Annotated in this window: 22 protein-coding genes, 1 tRNA gene, 1 pseudogene and 1 other annotated feature; of the genes and pseudogenes, 7 read left to right on the top strand and 17 right to left on the bottom strand. The window is 70.9% G+C overall.

Translation table 11 applies throughout. The annotated features are described in order from the left end of the window. Window positions 1-118: 118 nt before the first annotated feature. The 12 genes from ACIRS4_RS32635 to ACIRS4_RS32690 form a co-directional block, all read right to left on the bottom strand. On the bottom strand, window positions 119-946 hold the full coding sequence (locus tag ACIRS4_RS32635) for an ABC transporter permease (RefSeq protein WP_404202914.1): 828 nt from the start codon (window positions 944-946) through the stop codon (window positions 119-121). Further along, window positions 943-1,710 carry an ABC transporter permease gene (locus ACIRS4_RS32640; protein WP_404202916.1) on the bottom strand — a complete coding sequence of 256 codons (768 nt, stop codon included), beginning with the start codon at window positions 1,708-1,710 and terminating at the stop codon, window positions 943-945. The genes ACIRS4_RS32635 and ACIRS4_RS32640 overlap by 4 nt, the downstream gene beginning before the upstream one ends. Next, the gene (locus tag ACIRS4_RS32645; protein ID WP_404202918.1) at window positions 1,707-2,669 is read right to left on the bottom strand and encodes an ATP-binding cassette domain-containing protein; all 963 of its coding nucleotides are present in this window, start codon (window positions 2,667-2,669) and stop codon (window positions 1,707-1,709) included. Before ACIRS4_RS32645 ends, ACIRS4_RS32640 begins: the two co-directional genes overlap by 4 nt. Then, entirely contained in the window at window positions 2,666-3,685 is a 1,020-nt protein-coding gene (locus tag ACIRS4_RS32650; protein ID WP_404202920.1) for a hypothetical protein, read from the bottom strand. The genes ACIRS4_RS32645 and ACIRS4_RS32650 overlap by 4 nt, the downstream gene beginning before the upstream one ends. Next, window positions 3,682-4,482, bottom strand: a complete 801-nt coding sequence (locus ACIRS4_RS32655; protein ID WP_404202922.1) for a GNAT family N-acetyltransferase — start codon at window positions 4,480-4,482, stop codon at window positions 3,682-3,684. Before ACIRS4_RS32655 ends, ACIRS4_RS32650 begins: the two co-directional genes overlap by 4 nt. Before the next feature lie 2 nt (window positions 4,483-4,484). Continuing rightward, window positions 4,485-5,666, bottom strand: coding sequence for a M16 family metallopeptidase (locus tag ACIRS4_RS32660; RefSeq protein WP_404202924.1), 1,182 nt, complete (start codon window positions 5,664-5,666; stop codon window positions 4,485-4,487). 611 nt (window positions 5,667-6,277) lie between these two features. Then, window positions 6,278-7,075 (bottom strand): nucleoside-diphosphate kinase, encoded by a 798-nt coding sequence (locus ACIRS4_RS32665; RefSeq protein WP_404202926.1) that lies wholly within the window; start codon window positions 7,073-7,075, stop codon window positions 6,278-6,280. Beyond that, entirely contained in the window at window positions 7,057-8,211 is a 1,155-nt protein-coding gene (locus ACIRS4_RS32670) for a His/Gly/Thr/Pro-type tRNA ligase C-terminal domain-containing protein (protein WP_404202928.1), read from the bottom strand. The genes ACIRS4_RS32665 and ACIRS4_RS32670 overlap by 19 nt, the downstream gene beginning before the upstream one ends. Before the next feature lie 56 nt (window positions 8,212-8,267). Next, a complete protein-coding gene (locus ACIRS4_RS32675) occupies window positions 8,268-8,642 on the bottom strand; it encodes an IS3 family transposase (protein WP_404202930.1) in 375 nt (124 codons plus the stop codon). Next, window positions 8,568-8,682: a sequence feature (AL1L pseudoknot), on the bottom strand. It overlaps the preceding gene by 75 nt. After that, a complete protein-coding gene (locus ACIRS4_RS32680; protein ID WP_404202932.1) occupies window positions 8,639-8,944 on the bottom strand; it encodes a transposase in 306 nt (101 codons plus the stop codon). It overlaps the preceding feature by 44 nt. The genes ACIRS4_RS32675 and ACIRS4_RS32680 overlap by 4 nt, the downstream gene beginning before the upstream one ends. 99 nt (window positions 8,945-9,043) lie before the next feature. Then, window positions 9,044-9,355: a hypothetical protein gene (locus tag ACIRS4_RS32685; RefSeq protein ID WP_404202934.1), complete on the bottom strand. Its 312-nt coding sequence runs from the start codon at window positions 9,353-9,355 to the stop codon at window positions 9,044-9,046. Window positions 9,356-9,478: 123 nt separating this feature from the next. Then, a complete protein-coding gene (locus ACIRS4_RS32690) occupies window positions 9,479-9,658 on the bottom strand; it encodes a hypothetical protein (RefSeq protein WP_404202936.1) in 180 nt (59 codons plus the stop codon). A 21-nt stretch (window positions 9,659-9,679) separates the two neighbouring features. On the opposite strand from ACIRS4_RS32690, the gene ACIRS4_RS32695 reads away from it, so the two are divergent. The 3 genes from ACIRS4_RS32695 to ACIRS4_RS32705 all read left to right on the top strand — a co-directional run bounded on the left by ACIRS4_RS32695 (window position 9,680) and on the right by ACIRS4_RS32705 (window position 11,990). Then, the gene (locus ACIRS4_RS32695) at window positions 9,680-9,862 is read left to right on the top strand and encodes a hypothetical protein (protein WP_404202938.1); all 183 of its coding nucleotides are present in this window, start codon (window positions 9,680-9,682) and stop codon (window positions 9,860-9,862) included. 80 nt (window positions 9,863-9,942) lie between these two features. Continuing rightward, the gene (locus ACIRS4_RS32700) at window positions 9,943-10,641 is read left to right on the top strand and encodes a response regulator transcription factor (protein ID WP_404202940.1); all 699 of its coding nucleotides are present in this window, start codon (window positions 9,943-9,945) and stop codon (window positions 10,639-10,641) included. After that, on the top strand, window positions 10,638-11,990 hold the full coding sequence (locus ACIRS4_RS32705; protein WP_404202942.1) for a sensor histidine kinase: 1,353 nt from the start codon (window positions 10,638-10,640) through the stop codon (window positions 11,988-11,990). The genes ACIRS4_RS32700 and ACIRS4_RS32705 overlap by 4 nt, the downstream gene beginning before the upstream one ends. Window positions 11,991-12,006: 16 nt before the next feature. On the opposite strand, the gene ACIRS4_RS32710 is transcribed toward ACIRS4_RS32705, so the two are convergent. Continuing rightward, a complete protein-coding gene (locus tag ACIRS4_RS32710) occupies window positions 12,007-12,504 on the bottom strand; it encodes an SgcJ/EcaC family oxidoreductase (RefSeq protein WP_404202944.1) in 498 nt (165 codons plus the stop codon). 159 nt (window positions 12,505-12,663) lie between these two features. On the opposite strand from ACIRS4_RS32710, the pseudogene ACIRS4_RS32715 reads away from it, so the two are divergent. Further along, window positions 12,664-12,795: pseudogene (locus ACIRS4_RS32715) on the top strand (IS5/IS1182 family transposase); the annotation flags it as partial. Between the two features lie 34 nt (window positions 12,796-12,829). Here the strand turns inward: ACIRS4_RS32715 and ACIRS4_RS32720 are convergent. Then, window positions 12,830-13,111, bottom strand: coding sequence for a hypothetical protein (locus ACIRS4_RS32720; RefSeq protein ID WP_404202946.1), 282 nt, complete (start codon window positions 13,109-13,111; stop codon window positions 12,830-12,832). 182 nt (window positions 13,112-13,293) lie between these two features. Between ACIRS4_RS32720 and ACIRS4_RS32725 the strand changes: the two genes are divergently transcribed. Next, a tRNA-Met gene (locus ACIRS4_RS32725) sits at window positions 13,294-13,367 on the top strand. Window positions 13,368-13,574: 207 nt separating this feature from the next. Then, on the top strand, window positions 13,575-14,696 hold the full coding sequence (locus ACIRS4_RS32730) for a hypothetical protein (RefSeq protein ID WP_404202948.1): 1,122 nt from the start codon (window positions 13,575-13,577) through the stop codon (window positions 14,694-14,696). Between the two features lie 426 nt (window positions 14,697-15,122). Here ACIRS4_RS32730 and ACIRS4_RS32735 read toward each other — a convergent pair whose 3' ends face one another. The 3 genes from ACIRS4_RS32735 to ACIRS4_RS32745 all read right to left on the bottom strand — a co-directional run bounded on the left by ACIRS4_RS32735 (window position 15,123) and on the right by ACIRS4_RS32745 (window position 16,865). Then, the gene (locus ACIRS4_RS32735) at window positions 15,123-15,779 is read right to left on the bottom strand and encodes a response regulator (RefSeq protein ID WP_404202950.1); all 657 of its coding nucleotides are present in this window, start codon (window positions 15,777-15,779) and stop codon (window positions 15,123-15,125) included. Further along, window positions 15,776-16,528, bottom strand: a complete 753-nt coding sequence (locus tag ACIRS4_RS32740) for a hypothetical protein (protein WP_404202952.1) — start codon at window positions 16,526-16,528, stop codon at window positions 15,776-15,778. The genes ACIRS4_RS32735 and ACIRS4_RS32740 overlap by 4 nt, the downstream gene beginning before the upstream one ends. A 190-nt stretch (window positions 16,529-16,718) precedes the next feature. Then, window positions 16,719-16,865 (bottom strand): hypothetical protein, encoded by a 147-nt coding sequence (locus ACIRS4_RS32745; protein ID WP_404202954.1) that lies wholly within the window; start codon window positions 16,863-16,865, stop codon window positions 16,719-16,721. Between the two features lie 599 nt (window positions 16,866-17,464). On the opposite strand from ACIRS4_RS32745, the gene ACIRS4_RS32750 reads away from it, so the two are divergent. Next, a complete protein-coding gene (locus tag ACIRS4_RS32750; RefSeq protein ID WP_404202955.1) occupies window positions 17,465-18,469 on the top strand; it encodes a bifunctional DNA primase/polymerase in 1,005 nt (334 codons plus the stop codon). Window positions 18,470-18,551: the final 82 nt, after the last annotated feature.

Consider the following 18,551-nt stretch of genomic DNA (forward strand, 5'->3'; position numbering starts at 1 on the left):
CCAGAGGGACGTTCCCGCCACCGGGGGGCCGGTGCCCCGGAGGGCGGTGGCCGGGGTGTGTGACGCGTCAGCCGCCCGGCGGTGTGGTCACCGGGGCCCACTGGGCGTGGCGGTCGGGTCAGGTGAGGTAGAGGGCTCCGGTGCGCCGCCCGCGGGTCTCCTGGCGCCGGAAGGCCAGGTAGGCCGCGACGAACCAGCTCACCGAGACCAGCAGGGCCAGCCCGGCTTCGGCCAGGACGGCCGCCGTGCGGCCGGCACCGGCCAGCTCGCGCACGGCGGACAGCGTGTGCGTGAGCGGCAGCGGCCATGCCAGCACGCCCACCCACCCCGGCCAGAAGGACGTCGGTACCTGGACGCCGCAGACCGCCATCATCAGCAGGTACGCGCTGTTGGAGACGATGTTGCGCAGTCCCGGCAGATTGATCACCAGCCCGGCCAGGAAGAGCCCGAAGCAGTAGGTGCCCAGCGCGGTCAGCAGTACGAGCAGCACGACCCCCGGCACCTGGCCGGCCCGCCAGTCGACGCCGAACGCCGGTCCCAGCGCGAAGAGAGCCACGAGGGAGGTGCCCGCGCCGCTGAACGGCCACTGAAGGCTTCGGCCGAAGAACACCCAGACCAGTCGCGCCGGAGACGCGGACAGCAGGGGCAGGGTGCCCAGGAACCGCTCCCAGCTGGAGGAGGCAACGACCATCATCGACTCCACCACGCACGTCATCAGGGCGTTGCCGAGCACCAGGTACGTCAGGGCGCCGGGCCGGTCGAGCATGGTGCCCACCAGCGCGAAGAAGGTGACCTGGGCGAGCATCCGGCCGAGCCAGCCGAAGGTCCAGGTCTTCCAGGTGTAGACGGCGCGCAGATCGGCGAGCGCGTTGTGCGCGCTGTGCAGGACGATGTGCGCCGGGCCGGGCGGCGGCAAGGACGTCCGGGCGGTGGTCCGGCCGCTCATGTCCCGGCCAGCGTTCCGAGCAGGCGGACACGTCGCAGGACGCGCCCCAGCAGGATCGCTCCGACCGCCGCGCCGGCCGCCCCGAGGACGGTCAGCGCCAGCAGCCGCAGGGCGACGTGGTGCACGGGCGGGTCGAGCAGGCTGTCGCGCAGCAGGTCGGCCGCCCAGGACAGGAAGACCACGGCGGACGCGGGCCGCAGCCAGGCCGGAAGGTGGGACACCGGTACCATCACGCCGCCCAGCAGGTAGAAGGGGTATGTCAGGGTGTTCTGCACGGTCCGCGCGTTGGGCACGAGCACGAACAGCGGCGACAGCACGCTCGCCGTACCGGCCGTGGCCAGGCCGGCCGCCAGCAGGGTGATCACGAAGACGGTCCCGTGTGCCGGGACCATCCATCGCCCGAAGACCGCCCCGGCCACCAGCCAGGCCTCCACGAAGGCCACGAGTCCCACGGCGATGACCGCGGACATGCGGCTGATCACCAGTACCCACAGCGAGGCGGGTGCGGCGACCAGGCCCTCCAGCGTGCCCAGGATGCGTTCCTCGGTGATGATCTGGCCAGCGAGGTTGAGCGCCATGGTCCACAGGGCCATCAGCGTGGGCGCCACGACGCCGTACGCCGCCAGGTCTCCACGTCCGCCGTGCTCGGTTATGGCCAGCAGGATCAGGGTGTAGAGAGGGGCGGTCACGCAGACCAGCGCGGTGTCGGGGGAACGCCGGACCAGCCGTAGCTGGAAGGCGAACCCCACCCAGGCGAGTCTCACCGGCTCACCGACATTCCCCGGTCCCCCATCACGTGCAGGTAGACCTCTTCGAGACTCGGACGCCCGGTGCTGATCCGCGTGACCCCGGCCGCGACCAGCCGTTGAAGGACACGCGCCGTGGCGAGGGTGCCGTCCGTCTCGATGCGCTGCGTGGCGTCGTCCAGCCGCACGGCGGAGATCACGCCCGGCGTCGCCGGCAGCTCCGCCCACAGGACGTCGGGCACGCCGACGGCGTCGATCCGCTCGTGCCGGGAGACCAGTGACCCGATGGCGTCGGGGGTGTCGGTGACCAGCAGACCGCCCCGGTCGATCAGGCTCACCCGGTCGCAGACCGCGGTGGCCTCGGCCATGTCGTGGGTGGTGATCAGCAGGGTACGGCGCTCGGTGCGGAGTTCGGCCACCAGGACCCGGAAGTCCCGGGCGGCGACCGGGTCCATGCCCGCGGTCGGTTCGTCCAGGATCAGCACCGGCGACTCGGCGACCATCCCCCGGGTCAGGTGCAGGCGCTGCTTCATGCCCCGGGAAAACGTGTCGACGCGTTCCTCGGCGCGGTCGGCGAGACCGGTCCGCTCCAGCAGGGCGTCCACCCGCAGGCGCAGCGCCTTTCCGCGCAGACCGTACAGGGCCGCCCAGAAGGCCAGGTTCTGGCGGGCCGTCAACTTGCCGTAGAGACCCTTCTCCCCGCCGAAGACGATGCCCACCGAATGCTTCACCGCCAGGGGATCGGCGACCACGTCGTGTCCGAGCACCGTGGCGGTCCCTGAGGTGGGCAGCAGCACCGTGGACAGGATCCGGCACAGGGTGGTCTTGCCCGCGCCGTTGGGACCGAGCAGACCGCGGACCTCACCGGGTTCGACGGTCAGGTCCAGGGCGTCCAGGGCGTGCACGGTGCGGGCGGTGTCGCCCTTGCCGGTCCGGTAGGACCGCGTCAGTCCCCGTGTGACGACCGCGGCGGTCACGACCGCTCACCGTCCCATGCCGCCAGTGCGGCGGTCGCGTTGTCGTACGCGGTCCGCGCGACGACCCCGGCGCCCGTCAGCAGGTAGTCCGCGACCGGGGTGAGCAGCAGTTCACCGGCGTCGCACGGCACGATCCTCGCCGAGTCCCAGTCCCGCCGGGTCGGCACCCGGCGCAGCAGGAGACCGTGCCTCGGCACGACCGGGACCGCCCCCGCCTCGCGCCGCTCCAGCTCGCGGGCGGCCTCCGGGCCGAGGGCACGGCGTACGGCGTCCAGCGGGCCGAGCGGGACGTACCGGGCGGCGAAGTCCAGCAGTCCGGCAGCCTCCGGGGCGAGCCGGTACTCCGCGACCGTCGCGGCTGTCACCTCGACGTCGAAGTCCGCCCCCGAGAGCATCAGGACGTCCACGGCGTCCCGGTGGCGGAAGTCGCGCTGCAGGCCCTCCTCGGCCAGGGCGATCAGACTCTCCACCTCGTCCGGGGCGCGGAGCACCGGGCGCACCGGGACGGCCGCGAGGTCGCCCACGAGGGCGGCGGTGCACACCTCCACCTTGTACCAGGGGTCCACCAGCCGGTCCTCGGCCGGCCAGAACAGGGTGACCAGCGTGTGCCGCGGTTCCCCGAACACCGTGACGTCGATGTTCTCCACCGGGTTCCCGGCCACCAGACGGGCGACGGTCCGCCACAGCGCGGCCTCGGTGGGGGCGATCAGGTCGAGGTCTCCCATCGGGCGCAGCAGGTCGCGCGGGTAGCGCTCGGCGAGCTGGATGCCCTTGATCGTGCGCACCCCGGTCGCGGCCTTCAGCTCGGCGGCCAGTTCGGCGTACCGGCGCGCCCGGGCCTCGGCGCGGGCCAGTTCGGCGCGGGCGTGCTCCCCCATCGCGGCGCCCTCCCGGGCGAGGGAGGACAGGACGAGGTAGGGCAGCTGGTAGTGGGTTCCCCTGGCGCGGAACAACAGCTCGGCGGGGCCGGAGTCGGGGTCCACGTCCAGGAGGTCGTACAACAGGTCGGTCTTCACGGCGTGAGCCTCCAGAAGGTGTGGTCGACAGCCCAGCCGGAGGTGAGCAGGCCGCGCAGGATGCGCTCACCGTGACCCGGGGCGAGACTTTCGTCGGGGTGGTGCACCTGGCCGAGCAGCGGCTCACGCGGGTCCGACCGGCCGATCGCGGTGGCGAGCAGGGCGGCCGAGGCGGCCTTGCGGAGTTCGGCAGGCTCCACCAGCACGTCGTACAACTCGACGTACTCCTCCCCGGTGACCTCGTCGCGCTGGTGCCGGCGCAGCGTCAGATGGCCGACCGGGCGGCCGTCGTACAGGGCTACGTAGGAGAGCCGTCCGGGGGTGTCCAGCACGTCCCCGGCGACGCGCCGCACCACAGCGGGATCGGCCGGCCGCCCGCGCTCGCCGGCCGCCCTGACGAGGGCTTCGAAGATCCAGCCGAGCAGGACGTCGTGGTGTTCCGGACCCGCCGGTACGACGGTGACGACTCCGTCGCTCACGGCCGGCGGCGGGCCGGTGCGCCGGACGTACGTCTGATGCCGCTGCCAGGGCGCGGGCAGTTCGGCTCCGTCCCGGGCGCGGACCACGATCAGGTCGGTGCCGGGATGTTCCGCCCGCACCCGTGCGGTCAGCCATTCCAGCGCGGCCCCGGCGGCCAGCAGCGCCGGGTCGCAGTACTCGACGTAGTACTGGAGCTCGCCGGTCGCCGGGTCGGTGCCGCAGCCGGCCACGTAGGGAAGGCCCGCATGGCGGTGGAGCAGTCCGCACGCGTCGGCCTCGGCGAGGTACGCGTCCGGGACCAGGGGGATCGCCGGCATCGTCAGACCTCCGGAGAGACGGCGACGGTCAGTCGGCCGAGCACGCGGGCCGCGGCCCGGCCCACGGCGTCGGTGGTGACCGCGTCGAGGGCGGCCAGTTCACCGTCGAGCGACCAGGGAAGTGTTCCGGCGCAGGTGCGTTGCGCCATGCCGCGGACGAACTCGAGGGGTTCCTCGTGCCCGACGATCAGTGACATACGGGCCTGCCTGCGCGCGGCGTCGAAGTCTTGCGGGGCGATCTTCTCGGCGGCCTGCTCCAGCACGGTGCGCACGGTGTCGACCACGGCGTCGCCGTTCCCGGGTTCCACGCCCACCAGGACGCGCCAGGCGCCGGTCTCGCGGTAACTGCGGTTCCACGCCTGGAACATGTAGGCGAGACCGCGCTCGTTGCGCAGGCTGCGGTAGAGCAGGGACGAAGGGCTGCCGCCGAGCAGGTGCGCCAGCAGCTCGAAGCTGTGCCGGTCCGGGTCGGTGAGGCCGGCGGAACGGGACCCGATCGCCGCCCAGGCGTATTCGCCGGGCCAGGTGACCGGAGCCGGCCGGCCGGCGGGCGGGAGCTCGCAGCGCGAGAACGCATGGGTGCCGTGTGCCGGTGCGGGGAGCCCCGCGAAGGCCGCCGGGACGCGGGGGCCGGTGACGAAGACCGTCATCGGGGACGACATGAAGAGTTCGCGGTGACCGGACGTCACGGCGTCCAGGTCCAGCGCTTCCACCTCGGCGCGGCTGCCGCCCACCGGCCGCCCCAGCGGATGGCCGGCGAAGAGCAGGGAGAGGAAGCGGTCCTGCACCACGTCGCTGTCATCCGCCTCCGCGGCTGCCAGCTCGCTGAGCACCACGCTCCGCTCCGACCGCAGCAGGTCGCCGTCCCAGGCCGGGGAGAGCACCGCCCGCAGCAGTGAGCGGCTGGTCTCGTCGGCGTCGTCGGCGTGCACACGTGCGTAGAAGAGCATCTGTTCGAGACCGGTTTCGGCGTTCGCGTGCCCGCCGAGCCGTTCCACGTACTCCGCGAAGGAGGCCGCACCGTCCGGCGCAGCCGCCATGAGCAGGTGTTCCAGCAGATGGGCCAGGCCACCTCGGCCCGCCGGGTCGTGACGGGCGCCGTAGCCGACGGCCAGGCAGATGCTGGTGGTCGTCAACCGCTCGTCGACGCAGGCGACGACCGGCGGTGTGCCTTGGAGAATCATGAGGGTCCCCTCGTGTCCAGGGGCGCGCCGGGACCGGTCGTCGTACGGACGATGCGCCGGCCCCGGCTGCCCTCATGCACTACTTCACTTCTTCTTGGCCGACACCTTCTCGAGGCGCGGGCGCATACCGACGGCGTGCTGACGCATGAAAAACACCTCCACTCAAATTCGTTGTTTTTCCGGCCGGACCTTTCGGGTGCCTGCCGAGATCAATTCAACGGAGCTGTCGTACGGGAGTCAAGAAGAGTTCCGGAGAACTGCCATCCGGCCCGGGAAATATGCAGAGCCAGCCCCTGCGGTAATCCAATTGCCCCGGAAGCGATGGAGGTTGCATCTGGGCTGCGAAGGGTCCAACTGTGCCGGAAAAACTGGAGAATCCGGTTGACGGAGTCACGCGCGGCGATCGGGGTCGAAATATTCCGCGATGCGGGGTGGGCGTGCATTTCCGCCGACGTCAGGTCGCTGTGCATCAGCATTGGAATGGCCGCCGGATGTCGTTCACGAAAAACAGCGGTAGTTCTTTCCCCGGAGAGTACGACCACTGTGCTCCATGCGCCGGCCGATGCTCACAGGCCATGCTCATGATCCGGGCGACCGACCGCGTAGAACGGTCAGCCGCCCGGCGTCACCGACACCAGCAGACCGCGTCTCGTCAGCCGGTCCGCCAGCGCCTGCACCTGCGGGCGGGCACCGGCGAAGACTGCCGCCGAGCCTGCCTGATCCACCCTCAGCACGGCCTCCAGCGTGCGTTCCGGCGTCAGCCGTGGATGCTCCTCGTACAGTGCCGAGGCCGCGTAGTCGAGGGAATGCGCGTCGTCCGACACCAGCCGGACCTCCCACTCGCCACACCGCGTCGGCCAGGACCACAACCCGTTCCAGCCCACCTCCTCCAGCCTGGCCCACACGGCGCTCCCCAGGGCGTCGAAGTCGGCCTCCGCCAGGTCGCCCTCGACACCGGGGACCAGGTCGACGGGGGCCGAAGCCGGGACGCTGCCGGTGTCCCGCGACCACTGAGCGGGAACTTCGTGCTCCTCGGCCAGCCAGGCCAGTTGGGCCGTGGCCTCGGCGGAGTCGGCCGCGACGTGCAGGCAGTTCGCCAGGCCCGCGACGGCGTGCCGCTTACGCACCACACGTCGGATCCGCCGTCCCGCGTCGAGGGCGTCCGCGCCGCACAGCACCATGAATCGCACCGGCCCGCTGGTCAGGTACGACAGCAACAGCGCCCTGGTCAGGGGATAGCGAACCTCGTCGAACGAGGGGAACAGCACCCTCGCGCGTTCCCGGGTGAGCCGCGTGTCCACCGTCCGGCACACCGTCAGAGCGGAGAGCCTCAGCCGGTCTTCGATGTCGGCGAGGACCTCGGGCCGCCGCATACCGTCGGGTTTGACCATCAGGAGGGTGTAGGGCACGGGACGGTGTCCTTTCGGGAGGATGAGCCCTGCCGGGTGTCGTCGTCCAGCAGTCGGCGCAGGGAACGTGAGACGTCGACGGGGTCGTCGCAGTCGAGAACGGATGCAGTACCTCCCCGAAGCCGGCCCGACACCTGGCCGTCGCAGGACACTTCGAGGCGGACGGCGGCACCGACGTAGTCGGCGAAACGGTGGCGCGCCACGACCGACCGGTTCACGCGGTCGTCGAGCGCCGCGCGCACACCGGCGGCCACGAGCACGTCGTAGAGGCGTTCGGCCGTCGGCAGCGCCGCGCCACCCGAGGGGACCACGACCACGTCGAACGGACGCAACTCGGCGGGCAGGGCGAAGCCCAGCGAGTCCCTGTGCTGGTCGAAGACGGCGTACAGCACCCGGTTCGTGCACAGCGCATAGGTCGCCACGGAGGCCCCGGCGAGTGTGTTGTCCGACGAGCGGTAACTGACCGTGGGCGGCAGGCCGGCACCGTAGTGGTACCCGATCGCGAGACTCAACGCCTTCGTCCGACCGGTCAGGGAAGCGGGGTCGGGGACGTTGGTGCTGCCTTCCGTCGAGGCGCAGAACAACTCGACGTGCAGTGGGTCCGAGCGCCATGTGGCCGTGGTACGCAGCCCGAACCGGTCGAGCGTGCCCACGGTGGCCCGCACCAGGTCCTGCAGGGCGCCACCCACCCCGGCCGGTTCGGCGGTGAGGGCGAGACCGCCGAGCACACGGAACTGGCGCAGGCGCAGGATCGACCGGGTGTTCTTCATCTGACGGAAGATGTCCGTCAGATAGCTCGCCCGGACGGGCAGATCACGATGGGACAGCGGCGCGTCGACGAGAGCGCCGGTCAGCAGCATCTCCGGACTGGTCATCAGGTGGTAGCCGCTCATCATGTCGGACAGGAAGAGGATCTTGCCCAGGAACTGCTCTCCGACCTCCTGGCCCGCCTCCAGGTCGCTGTCCTTCATGATCGACGGTATGTGGATCCGGGAGAATCCGGATCGCTCCGCCGCGCCCGCGAGGGCGTACTCGATCCGGTCGAGGACGTCCCTGCCCATCGCTGTGTAGGTCGGCAGTCCCGGGTAGCCGAGGTGAGCGAGCAGACCTCCACTGAGCAGAGCGGAGGTTCGCACGTGCCGGAAGCCCGACGGCACGTGAAGACCTGATTTGTGCAACTGCGTCGAGAATCTCATCGAATCGCTTCTGTTCTCTGGGAGGGGCGGAGCTCGGATCGGAACGTTTCCCGGTCGGCGAGCGTCCGGCGCAGGTTCGGCGAGCCGCTCGCGCCGGACATTCCCGCCTGCCGCATCAGCCGCTCGACGGTGCAGCGGGCGACGTCGACGCCCTGCTCGCGGAGCACCGTCCACACCCGTCGAGCACCGAACGTCCGGCCGCTCTCGTCATGGACCCGCCTGATCACCACCAGCAGCTCGGCATCACGCCGGCCGCGGGCCGACAGCGGCCTGGACCGGGCCGCGTAGTAGGTCGACGGAGAGATGTTCAGCGTCCGGCAGATGCGCTCGACTCCGTACAGCTCCTTGTGGTCCTCGATGAAACGGATCATCTGCGCAGTGGGCGGTCGAGCTCCCGGGCGAAAAAAGGCGAGGCCGCCTTGAGGATGTCGTTCTCCCGCTGCAAGGCGTCGAGACGACGGGTCAGCACGGCAACCTCATCGCCGCCGGCCGGCGCGGGCGCGCCCGTTTCGGCTTGTGCCACCCAGGAGGACAGAACGTGCGGGTCGAGTCCCAGACGGTCGGCCACCGCGGCGACTGCGCCTGTGCTCCGCCCGGTCCGCTCTCGTACCTCGGACACCATCCGGACCGCGCGCTCACGCAGCGGTGTGGAGTACTTGCCTTCTCTCACCATGATCGTCCTCCTGCTGGGGTGGCCGACGCCCGCTGCCTCGCCGGCCGGACGCCTCCCCGGACGCTAGGGGGACTGATTCAACGCGCGATCACCACACGTTCACCGGCGATCACCGAGCCCCGCCCTGGGGCGCAACTGCAACCAGCTCCCGCGCGGCGGCACCGTGGAGCGTTCGCAGGACAGGATCACCGCGTTCAACCTCATCAACGCGTTGGGTTCCCTGCGCAACGCCCCCCCCGCTACCTCGCCACCTCCAACGGCCGTGACACCTTCGCGCAGAACCTCGTGCGGATCATCCAGGCCATCCTCCATGGCCGATACTGCTGCTGCCAGCACGAGCAGCCGGAAGAGTGCGAATTCCGGCTGGTCGTGCACGATCTGCGGGGCGAGCATCAAGTACGTGACGGCCATGGCCCCTCGCAACAGGTGGTGTGGGATCCCGTCGACAAAACCAGCCGGCCACTCCACCGCAGCGAGTCCACTCGGTGCGCGCACCACCGCACCAGTGCACACCGGGTGGGTGCGGTGGTGCGGTCAGCGGTGCAGAGCCACCACGTTCTCCACCACCGCGCAGGTTCGCGGCACCTGTTCATCGCGCAGCTCCTGCAGAGCCGGGACAACATCGGTCGGTGCGTCGGCGAGGACCTGGCCGACGAAGTGCGCGATGGTGCGGGCGATCCCCGGCGCGGCAGCCGCGGGGCGTGCGTGGCCCACTCCCTGATCGCCATCAGGTAGATGACGCCGACCTCGTCCAGGACGAAGGAGTCGGCGCAGGTGCCGGTGTCGTCGGACAGCGCGGTCACGGGGAAGACGACCAGTTTCGCGATGGCCGGCAGCAGCAGCCCCGGCACCTGCTCCACCATGGGCGCGAGCCGCGCCGTGGTGGCGTCGTTGCCGGTCTCCTCGGCCAGGACGTAGTCGAAGCCGAGCTGGACCAGGTACGAGGGCAGTGAGGGAACGATCGCCGTGAATTAAATTTCAAGCACTATCGTCTGGCTGTGCACATACTCTTGGTGGAAGACGACGAGCCGGTCGCCGAGTCGCTCCGGCGCGGATTGAAACGCTACGGCTTCGAGGTCGACCGGGTCGCCACGGGCGCCGCCGCCCTCACCCACTCCGGCCCCTACGACGTCGTCCTGCTGGACCTCGGCCTGCCCGACACCGACGGCTTGGACGTCTGCAGGGCGCTGCGCGAACGCGGCGATGTGCCGATCATCGTGATCAGCGCGCGCAGCGACGAGACGGACCGGGTGGTCGGGCTGGAGCTGGGCGCCGACGACTATGTCTCCAAGCCGTTCGGGGTGCGGGAGGTCATAGCCCGCATACGGGCGGTGATGCGGCGCGTGCAGCCCCGTACGGCCGAGACGGGCGAGGGCGGCGCGGCCGGGGCCGACCGGTACGGACCCCGGCTGACCGTCGACCGCAAGGCGGCTCGCGTGCACGTGGACGGCGAGGAGGTCGCCCTCGCGCCCAAGGAGTACGACCTGCTGGTTTTCCTCACCGAGGAACCGGGCGCGCTGATGTCGCGCGAGCAGATCATGGAAGCGGTCTGGGACGCGAACTGGTTCGGCCCGACGAAGACACTGGACGTGCATGTGGCGGCGTTGCGACGGAAGTTCGCCGGTGTCCTCACCATCGACGCGGTGCGCGGGGTTGGCTTCCGGCTGGAGATCGTCGAGGACGCCGCGGTCTCATGAACCGCCAGCTCATCCGCAGCTACATCCTGCTCGTCGCGGTCGCCGTCCTGCTGTTCACGGTGCCGGTGGCCTTCACGCTCACCAAGCAGCTGCGGGACGACACAGAGCTGTCCGTCCTGCGTGAGGCCGACACCATGGCGCTGCTGCTGGGCAACGGCGACACCATCTCGTGCGAGGCCCTAACCGAGGTGGCCAAAGCCTATGGTGAGGAGACCCCCGGCGACGTCCAGGTGACCCCCACCAGCAGCTGCGCCCCGGGCTTGCCGGAGCCCGCCGTGGACGCGGCGCTGGCCTGGGCCGTGGAGCACAACGGGGCGACGACCGACTGGGGCTCAGACTTCATCTGGGGCCGGCATCTGACCGTCACCGTCCCCGCCCAGGGGCGGGCGGCCGTCCGGATCGTCTACTCCACCTCGGACATGACCAGGCGGCTGTGGCAGATCTGGGGGTTCCGGGCCGGGCTCGCCGTGATCGTCCTGGCGGCGGCGGCCGCGATCGGCGCGTTCGCCGCCCGCCGGATCACCGCGCCGCTGCGCGCGCTGAACTCCATGGCGAGCAGATTCAGCGACGGTGACCTGACCGCGCGCTCCCCGGTGACGGGCCCGCCGGAGACCCGGACACTGGCACTCACCCTCAACCAGGGCGCGGAACGCCTGGACACGCTGGTCGCCGCTCAGCGAATCTTCGTGGCAGACGCCTCGCACCAGCTCCGTACGCCGCTCACGGCGTTGCGTCTTTCGCTGGACAACATCGCCGACGGGGTGGACGACGAGTTCGTGCGGGAGGACGTGGAGCTGGCGACGGCGGAGGTGGTCCGCATGAGCCGACTGGTGAACGGCCTGCTGGTGCTGGCGCGGGCCGAGGCGAAGGTGACGGCCGCGGAGCCGCTGCCTCTCAAGGACATCGTCGAGGAACGGCTGACGGTGTGGAGACCGGCCGCCGACGAGCGCGGAGTCACCATCGCGCTCGGGGGAAGTGGTGTCGGCGACCGGCCGTCTGTGTTGGCCGGCCCGGGCCATCTGGACCAGGTGCTGGACAACGTGCTCTCGAACGCCCTGGAGGTCTCACCGGACGGCGGGACGATCACCGTGCGGATGGAGTCCGGGGTCGGCGAGGTGGTCCTGTCCGTCGCGGACGAGGGGCCGGGCATGTCGGAAGCGGAGAAGTCGCGCGCGTTCGACCGCTTCTGGCGCGGTCAGGGCCTGACCGGGCGCTCCGGCTCCGGGCTCGGCCTCGCCGTCGTCAAACAGCTGGTGACGGACGACGGCGGCATGGTGACCCTCACGGACGCCCTCGGGGGCGGGCTGTGCGTGCGCCTCACCCTGCGGGCGGCGCCGCGCACGGGGTGAGGCGCGCTGCCGCGGCTCAGCCCTCGGGCATCGCGGACGAGTGGTGGTTGACGATCAGCCACGTGCCGCCGCGCTTCTCGTACGCGTACGTGTAGCGGGCCTTCACGACGCGCTTGTCGCCGGTCTCGTGGTCGGTGAGGGTGAACTCATAGACGCCGGAGTCGAGGGCGGAGTTGTGGTCCAGGACGTTGATGTGCGTCTCGATCTTTTTGCTGGCCGGCTTGTTCTCCAGGAAGTGCCCCATGTAGGCGACGATGGCGGCGCGGTCGGTGCGGACCTGGTTCGACAGGGTGGGCAGCAGGACCGCGTCCTTGGCGTAACGGTTCGCGACCTGGTGCGGGTCACCGCTGCGCAGCGCGGCGTTCCAGCCGTCGAAGAGGGCGGCGATCTGCTTCTTGCTGGGCTTTTCCGGCTCCTCGTTGCCGGCCGCGCTGACCCCGGCCGTCACCGTTGCGGTGGTGACGAGGGCAGTGGCGGTGACGAGAGCGGCGCGTATGCGGGTCTTGCGGGTCATCGCAACTCCTGTGCGGCTGGTGCCTGTTGGGTTGCCTCAAGACTCGCGTCCGGCCGGTTAGGGCCCGTGCAGCGCTTGTACAGGGCACATCTAAGACCCTGCCAATTTCTCCGACCTGCGCTGAAACGGCGTGACGCCGAGCCGGCCAAAAGAAGATCGTCGGCATACGAAACCTTGCCCACCCGCTCCGAAGCCGTGATCCACATCGCCATGACCGACCTCATGGCCCGCCGCCTCACCGGCGAGAACACCATTTCCTGGCGCGACCCGACACCGCAGACCAACCACTAGATTCCGGGATGAAACGACGGGATAAAACGACCTCTCACGAGATGAGCTGACTCCGGTTCACAGCGAAGGTGTCCCGTCCATCCGGCGTCGTGACCCCGTCCGGCGAAATAGAGATAGTCACGACTCCGTCGCCGCCCATCGCCTCGATGTCGCCCTGGACCTCGCACGCCACCGTGACCTTCACCGGGTAGACCGACACGGGGGACAGCTCAGCGAACTGCGCGAAGATCGAGCTCTTGTCGATCAAAGACCATCGTTGGCCCGCAGCGTCAACGAACTGAACCTCGACGATGCCGGGAAACGGCTCGTCATCCACCCAACGAACCGCTTCACACCGCAACCCAGGCACTCAGGCTCCCCTCCCGGGTCCGGACCCCAGCGACAACGAGCGCCTATGCCTGAGACCCCGGACCTCGATACGGGACAACCTTTAGCCGGCGCCCCGCAGGAAAATGGTCTGCAGCACCTGCCGCCATGACGTAGTGTGGTGTTCACCGACGCGGGGTGGAGCAGCTCGGTAGCTCGCTGGGCTCATAACCCAGAGGTCGCAGGTTCAAATCCTGTCCCCGCTACTTCAGGATGGAGGGCTCCGAACCGTACGGTTCGGAGCCCTCCACTCGTATGCGGCCCACATCTCGGCAGCCGTCATGCCCAACTGACAATTCACGCATGAGCCTTGGCGAACAAGGCACCCTGTAAATAACGTGACCTTGCCGCCGGCAGGTGGAGCGCGGCCGTCGAGGCGAAAACGGGGGTACGGGGTGAAGGAGTACAGGGCTGTGCCGGTCCGGCAGCTCGCCGACGCGGTCGAGCGTGTGGCCCCGCGGGACAGGCGCGTGTGGGAGGGGCGGTTGCCGGTCGCCGGAGCGGGCGGGATTGCGGTGAAGGTGTCGCCGGTGCGGGCCCGTCAGCTGTGGATGGTGGTGGGCATGTGGGACCGTGCCGTGCGGTCCGAGCGCCTGCGGGGCAGGAGGATCCGGTCGGCGGCCGCGCTGTTCGGCCGATCGGTCCTGGAGGTTTTCTGGGACCTTGCCCAGGCCGGCGAGTTGCGCGCGCTGGAGCCGGGCCCGGGCCGGGAACGTGCGCTGCCGACGGCGACGCTGCGGATCGTGCGGGACTGTCTGGGGATCATGGCGGGACTGGTGAAGCCGGCCGACGGGGCCGTGCGGCTGCCGTCGGTGGAGCAGCCCGAACCCAAGGCGACGGTGCGGGCCGAAGTGCTGGGGGAGGTCTACCGCGGACTCGTGGATCTGGCGGGGGCAGGTCCTCTGGAGCGCGACGGAACGGCTCTGTCCTACGAGGACCGGACACGGCTGCTCGCCATGGTGTGCGTAGTACTCGATGCCGCACCGCGCTCGGGTGAGCTCGCGGCGCTGAGGCTGGGCGATCTGACCGCGGGGGAGCGGGCGGTGGGGCTGCGGCGCCGGCAGCAGAAGGCGCCGCCGAACCGGGCCGAGGAGATCGCGGCGCTGGCAGAGGTCCGGCCCTCCAGCGTGCGTGCGGTCCTGTGGGGCCGCCGTCATCAGGTCTCCGAGGCCGTGTACCAGCGGATCGCGGCGGCCCGGGCCGAGCTGGAGCCGCTGCCCGAGGTCGAGTGGTACGCACTGCGGCCCGGGACGCAGGTGGCCCTGCGGCGCTGGCTCGCGGTACGTGAGCGGCTGGTGGAGCCGATCCAGGGTGGGCGCTCGGCGCTGTGGGTGACGCTGGTGCCGACCAAGGCGGGGCCGCCCGGCGTCACGCTGCGCCCACAGGGCCTGACCCAGGCCTTCGCCCGCGGAATGACCGCCCTGAACTGGGTGATGGCAGGCCAGTACGGGTGGGAGCCGATGCCGACCAGGATGGAACAACTGCGCCGGGCCATCACGGTGTCACCGGTCCCCGCCGAAGTCGTCGGTAAATAACGTGACCCATGCGCGCGGTCTGCTCCGCAGACGCGACGCGCCGTCGCTACGCGACGGTCGAAAGGCGCTTGTTCGCCGCTCCGCGGCGCAGCCTCGGGGGGGGGGGGGGGGGGCCCCCCCCCCCGCCCCCCGGGGGCCCCCCCCCCCCCCCCCGGGGGGGGCCGGGGGGGGGCCCCGCCCCCCGCGGGGGCCCCGCCCCCCCCCCAACCCCCCGCCCCCCCCCCCCGGCGCGCGCGCCCCGCCCCCCCGCCCGGCGCGCCCCCGCGGCCCCCGGGGCGCCGCGGCCCCCCCCCCCCCCCCGCTCCGCGCCCCCGATGAGTTCGGGAGCGCTCCGCGCTCCCAACTGAGTGACAGGGGAGCGCTCCGCGCCCCGGATGTCCTCCTGCCCGACGCCTTCTCCCCGGCACGGGCGGGGCCCGAGCCCTGTCAGCGCTGCCGCACCCCTCCCACCAACCCCTTCTCGTACGCCAGGATCACCAGTTGCACCCGGTCACGGGCGTCGAGTTTGGCCAGCAGGCGCGTGACGTAGGTCTTCGCCGTGGCGACGCTGATGGTCAGCCGCTCGGCGATCTCCGTGTTGGTCAGCCCGGTGCCGATGAGGGTGAGCACCTCCTTCTCACGGTCGGTGATGCCCTCGATCTCCTCGGGGGGCGCGGAAGCCGACCGGCCGGCGAAGTCCTTGATCAGACGGCGGGTGATCCCCGGAGCGATCAGTGCGTCTCCGGCGGCGACCACCCGGACCGCCCCGAGGATCTCCTCCAGGGCCATGTCCTTGACGAGGAACCCGGCTGCCCCGGCGCTCAGCGCCCCGTACACGTACTCGTCGTCTTCGAAGGTCGTCAACACGATGACCTGGGCCTGCGACGGACCGGCGACGATCCTTCGGGTCGCCTCGATGCCGTCCATGCCGGGCATCCGGATGTCCATCACGATGACGTCCGGCGCGGCGTCCACCGCGAGTCGGACCGCCTCGGCGCCGTCGCCGGCCTCGCCGACCACCTCCAGATCGTCGGCCTGGGCCATGACCATCTGCAGCGCGGTGCGCACCAGCGGCTGGTCGTCGACGAGCGCGACCCGGATCACCGGGCACCTGCCGGAACGCGCAGCGCGGCCGCGAGACGGAAGCCGCCTCCCGGGCGGCCGTCCGCACCGGACTCGCTGGGCGGCAGCGCGGCCCGCTCACGCATCCCTGGGAGCCGGAAGCCGTGCGCGCCGTGCCGCGCCGGGCCGCGGCCGCGATCGCTCGTCTCGTCGACGCCCGGCGGCAGCGGCCGCCGCTCGCCCGTCCCGGCCACGCCCAGCTCCATGTCGGCCGCCGACGTGGGCTCGGCGAGGCGTTCGACGGCGTACACGCCCTGCCGCGGGGCGGGTTCGGCCTTCAGCGGCGCACCCGGCGTCCGCCGCAGGCCCGCGAGGGTGTCGCGGCCCGCCTGCTGCACCCTACGCATCGCCTCGCTCGCCGGGACCGGCTCCTCGTGCCTGCCCCGGGCCTCCGCGCCCGTCTGCGGCGCGTCGATGCCGTGGGCGACCGTGCCGCGCATCTCCCGGGCGGCCAACGGGCGTTCGGCGACCGCCGCCTCGTCGGCCGCCCTTGTGCGGTGTGCGTCGGCGAGCGCGCCGCGGTACGGAGCGAAGGCCGTGTCCAGACAGGGCACGAGCTCGTACAAGGGGCTGAGGCCGTCGCTCGGCCTCAGCAGCGCGGCGGCGGCGTCGCCGGACGGCCGGAAGGACTCGGGGAGAGGCGTGAACGGCGTCGTCGTGCACCGCACGGCGACAGCCCAGCTCTCCGGGCCAAGGCGCCTGAGCGAGGGCGCGGGCGTGACAGCGGACATGCGGCGATCGTAGTGCGGCGACCGCGTCCCGCGCCTCGGACTGTGGATGTGCCGTACGGCAGGACCTCACGGCCCGTCAACCGCTCGCGGCCCCGCGCAGGTCACCGATGGCGAAACTCGCAGATCCCGGGCGCCGGCCACGGCCGTGACCACTTCGTCAGCACCACCCGCCCGGCAGCCGGCGCCACCCTCAGTCGTTCGGGGGCAGGTTGACGGCGCCGCAGTTCCAGCAGTCCACCTCCAGCGGCAGGAGGTACTGCTCGGCCCACATACCGGTAGGCCTCTCCCAGGTGGCGTTGGTCTCGCCGCAGGTCTCGCACCGGAACTCGTACTCCATGGCCGCTCCTCTCCACGCAGGCGAACGAGCGTGGCAAGTCGTGCCACCGTCCGCCAGGCGGGGACGTTGCAGTCGGACAGCTGTGGAGATCCTCTTTCTGCGCCTGGACGGCCGTCCGGCGTCGGGGAGCGACCGAAGCGACGAGTGCCCGAAGAGGATTCGGTCGCTGATCGGAGCTCCGGCGTTTGTGCACGTCACAGGTTCGGGCGGCAGAAGAGAGCGACCGAAGCGACCGGTGGTCCCCATATGAGGAGAGCACCGACGATGTGAGGTCGGGTCATAGATAGTGAACCTTGGTCGCTTCGGTCGCTGATGCGACCAAGAGGGCCAGCCTGAACTGGAGTTTTGCCGTGGGGAGTGGGCGGCGACTCACGAAGATCCGGTCGCTGGGAATGGTTCAGGCCACTGGTCCACTCTGTGTGCCCTAGATCGACAAGCTGTTTTAGTCTGTGGCCATCGAAGAGTCGCTTCGGTCGCTCTGGGGGATGCGGATGCTTGATGACCTGCGACGTCATCACAGTGACGCATGGCGTGACGCCGCCATGCCGGACAACGCCACCTTACGGACCGCAGTGTGGTGCGCCGGCCAAGGCTGGCCAGTGCATCCGCTGCTTCCGGGACGCAAGACCCCGCTGGCCAACTGCACCGCGTGCCGGGCCCCCGGGCATTCGCTGGAGAACTGTCCCTGCCTGGCGACGCAACGCTGGTGCCACGGTTTTCACGCCGCGACCGTCGACCGGGATCGCATCGACCACTGGTGGAGGAGGAACCCGCGCCACGGAGTGGGGGTGTCCTGCGGCCCGGCAGGACTCCTGGTCATCGATGTGGACGCTCATTCCGGGCCGTTGCCCGAACGCAACCGGATCCTGCCGGGAATCGAGATCGGTGAAGGAGTGGACCTCACCGGTCTCAGCAACGGATTTCACACACTGGCGGTGCTCGCCGCCCTGCGGGGCGTGCCCAGCCCGGCGGAGGACACCTCGACCTTGCGGGTGCGCACCCCTTCAGGCGGACTGCATGTCTGGTATCGGGTGAACGAGGCCCAGCACTGGCGGTGTTCCTCGGGCAACAGCGCCGGGCGCGCCCTCGCCTGGCAGGTGGACGTCCGTGCCCACGGCGGCTACATCGTGGCGCCGGGAACCCACACCTCCGCGGGCGCCTACGAGGTGCTGGGCGAGGTACGCGATCCGGCTCCGCTGCCCTCGTGGCTCGCGGCCGAACTCGAACGCACCGGCCACCGCCACGTCGAGAAGGCCCCCGCCCCCGCCGCCCGTCGCGTGCCGCCACGCGCACAGCAGGCCGTGCGGGCCGCCGGGGGAGGACGTGAGCAGATCACCCGCATCATGACGTCGGCACTCGAAGAGGTCAGTGCCTGCGGACGGGTGCGCGACGGTGCGGGCTTCTCCGAGGTCCTCAACCGAGCGGCCTACACCTTCGGAGGGCTGGTGGCCGCCGGCTTTCTCGTCCAGGACGCGGCCACCCGGGCGCTGACGGAAGCAGCCCACGCGGCCCGCCCCGGGCAGGAGAGACGCTCGATGCAGATCATCGCCAGTGGTATGAGTGCCGGTCTGGCCCGCCCCCTGACGCTGGGAAGACTCCGGTGAGCGGACCCGGACGACCGGACACCGCTTCCCGTTCGGAGAGCTTCGACGCGCGCGCAGTGGCCGACCAGATCATCGCCCAGTC

The organism is Streptomyces sp. NPDC101166, from assembly GCF_044768125.1.
GTDB lineage: Bacteria > Actinomycetota > Actinomycetes > Streptomycetales > Streptomycetaceae > Streptomyces.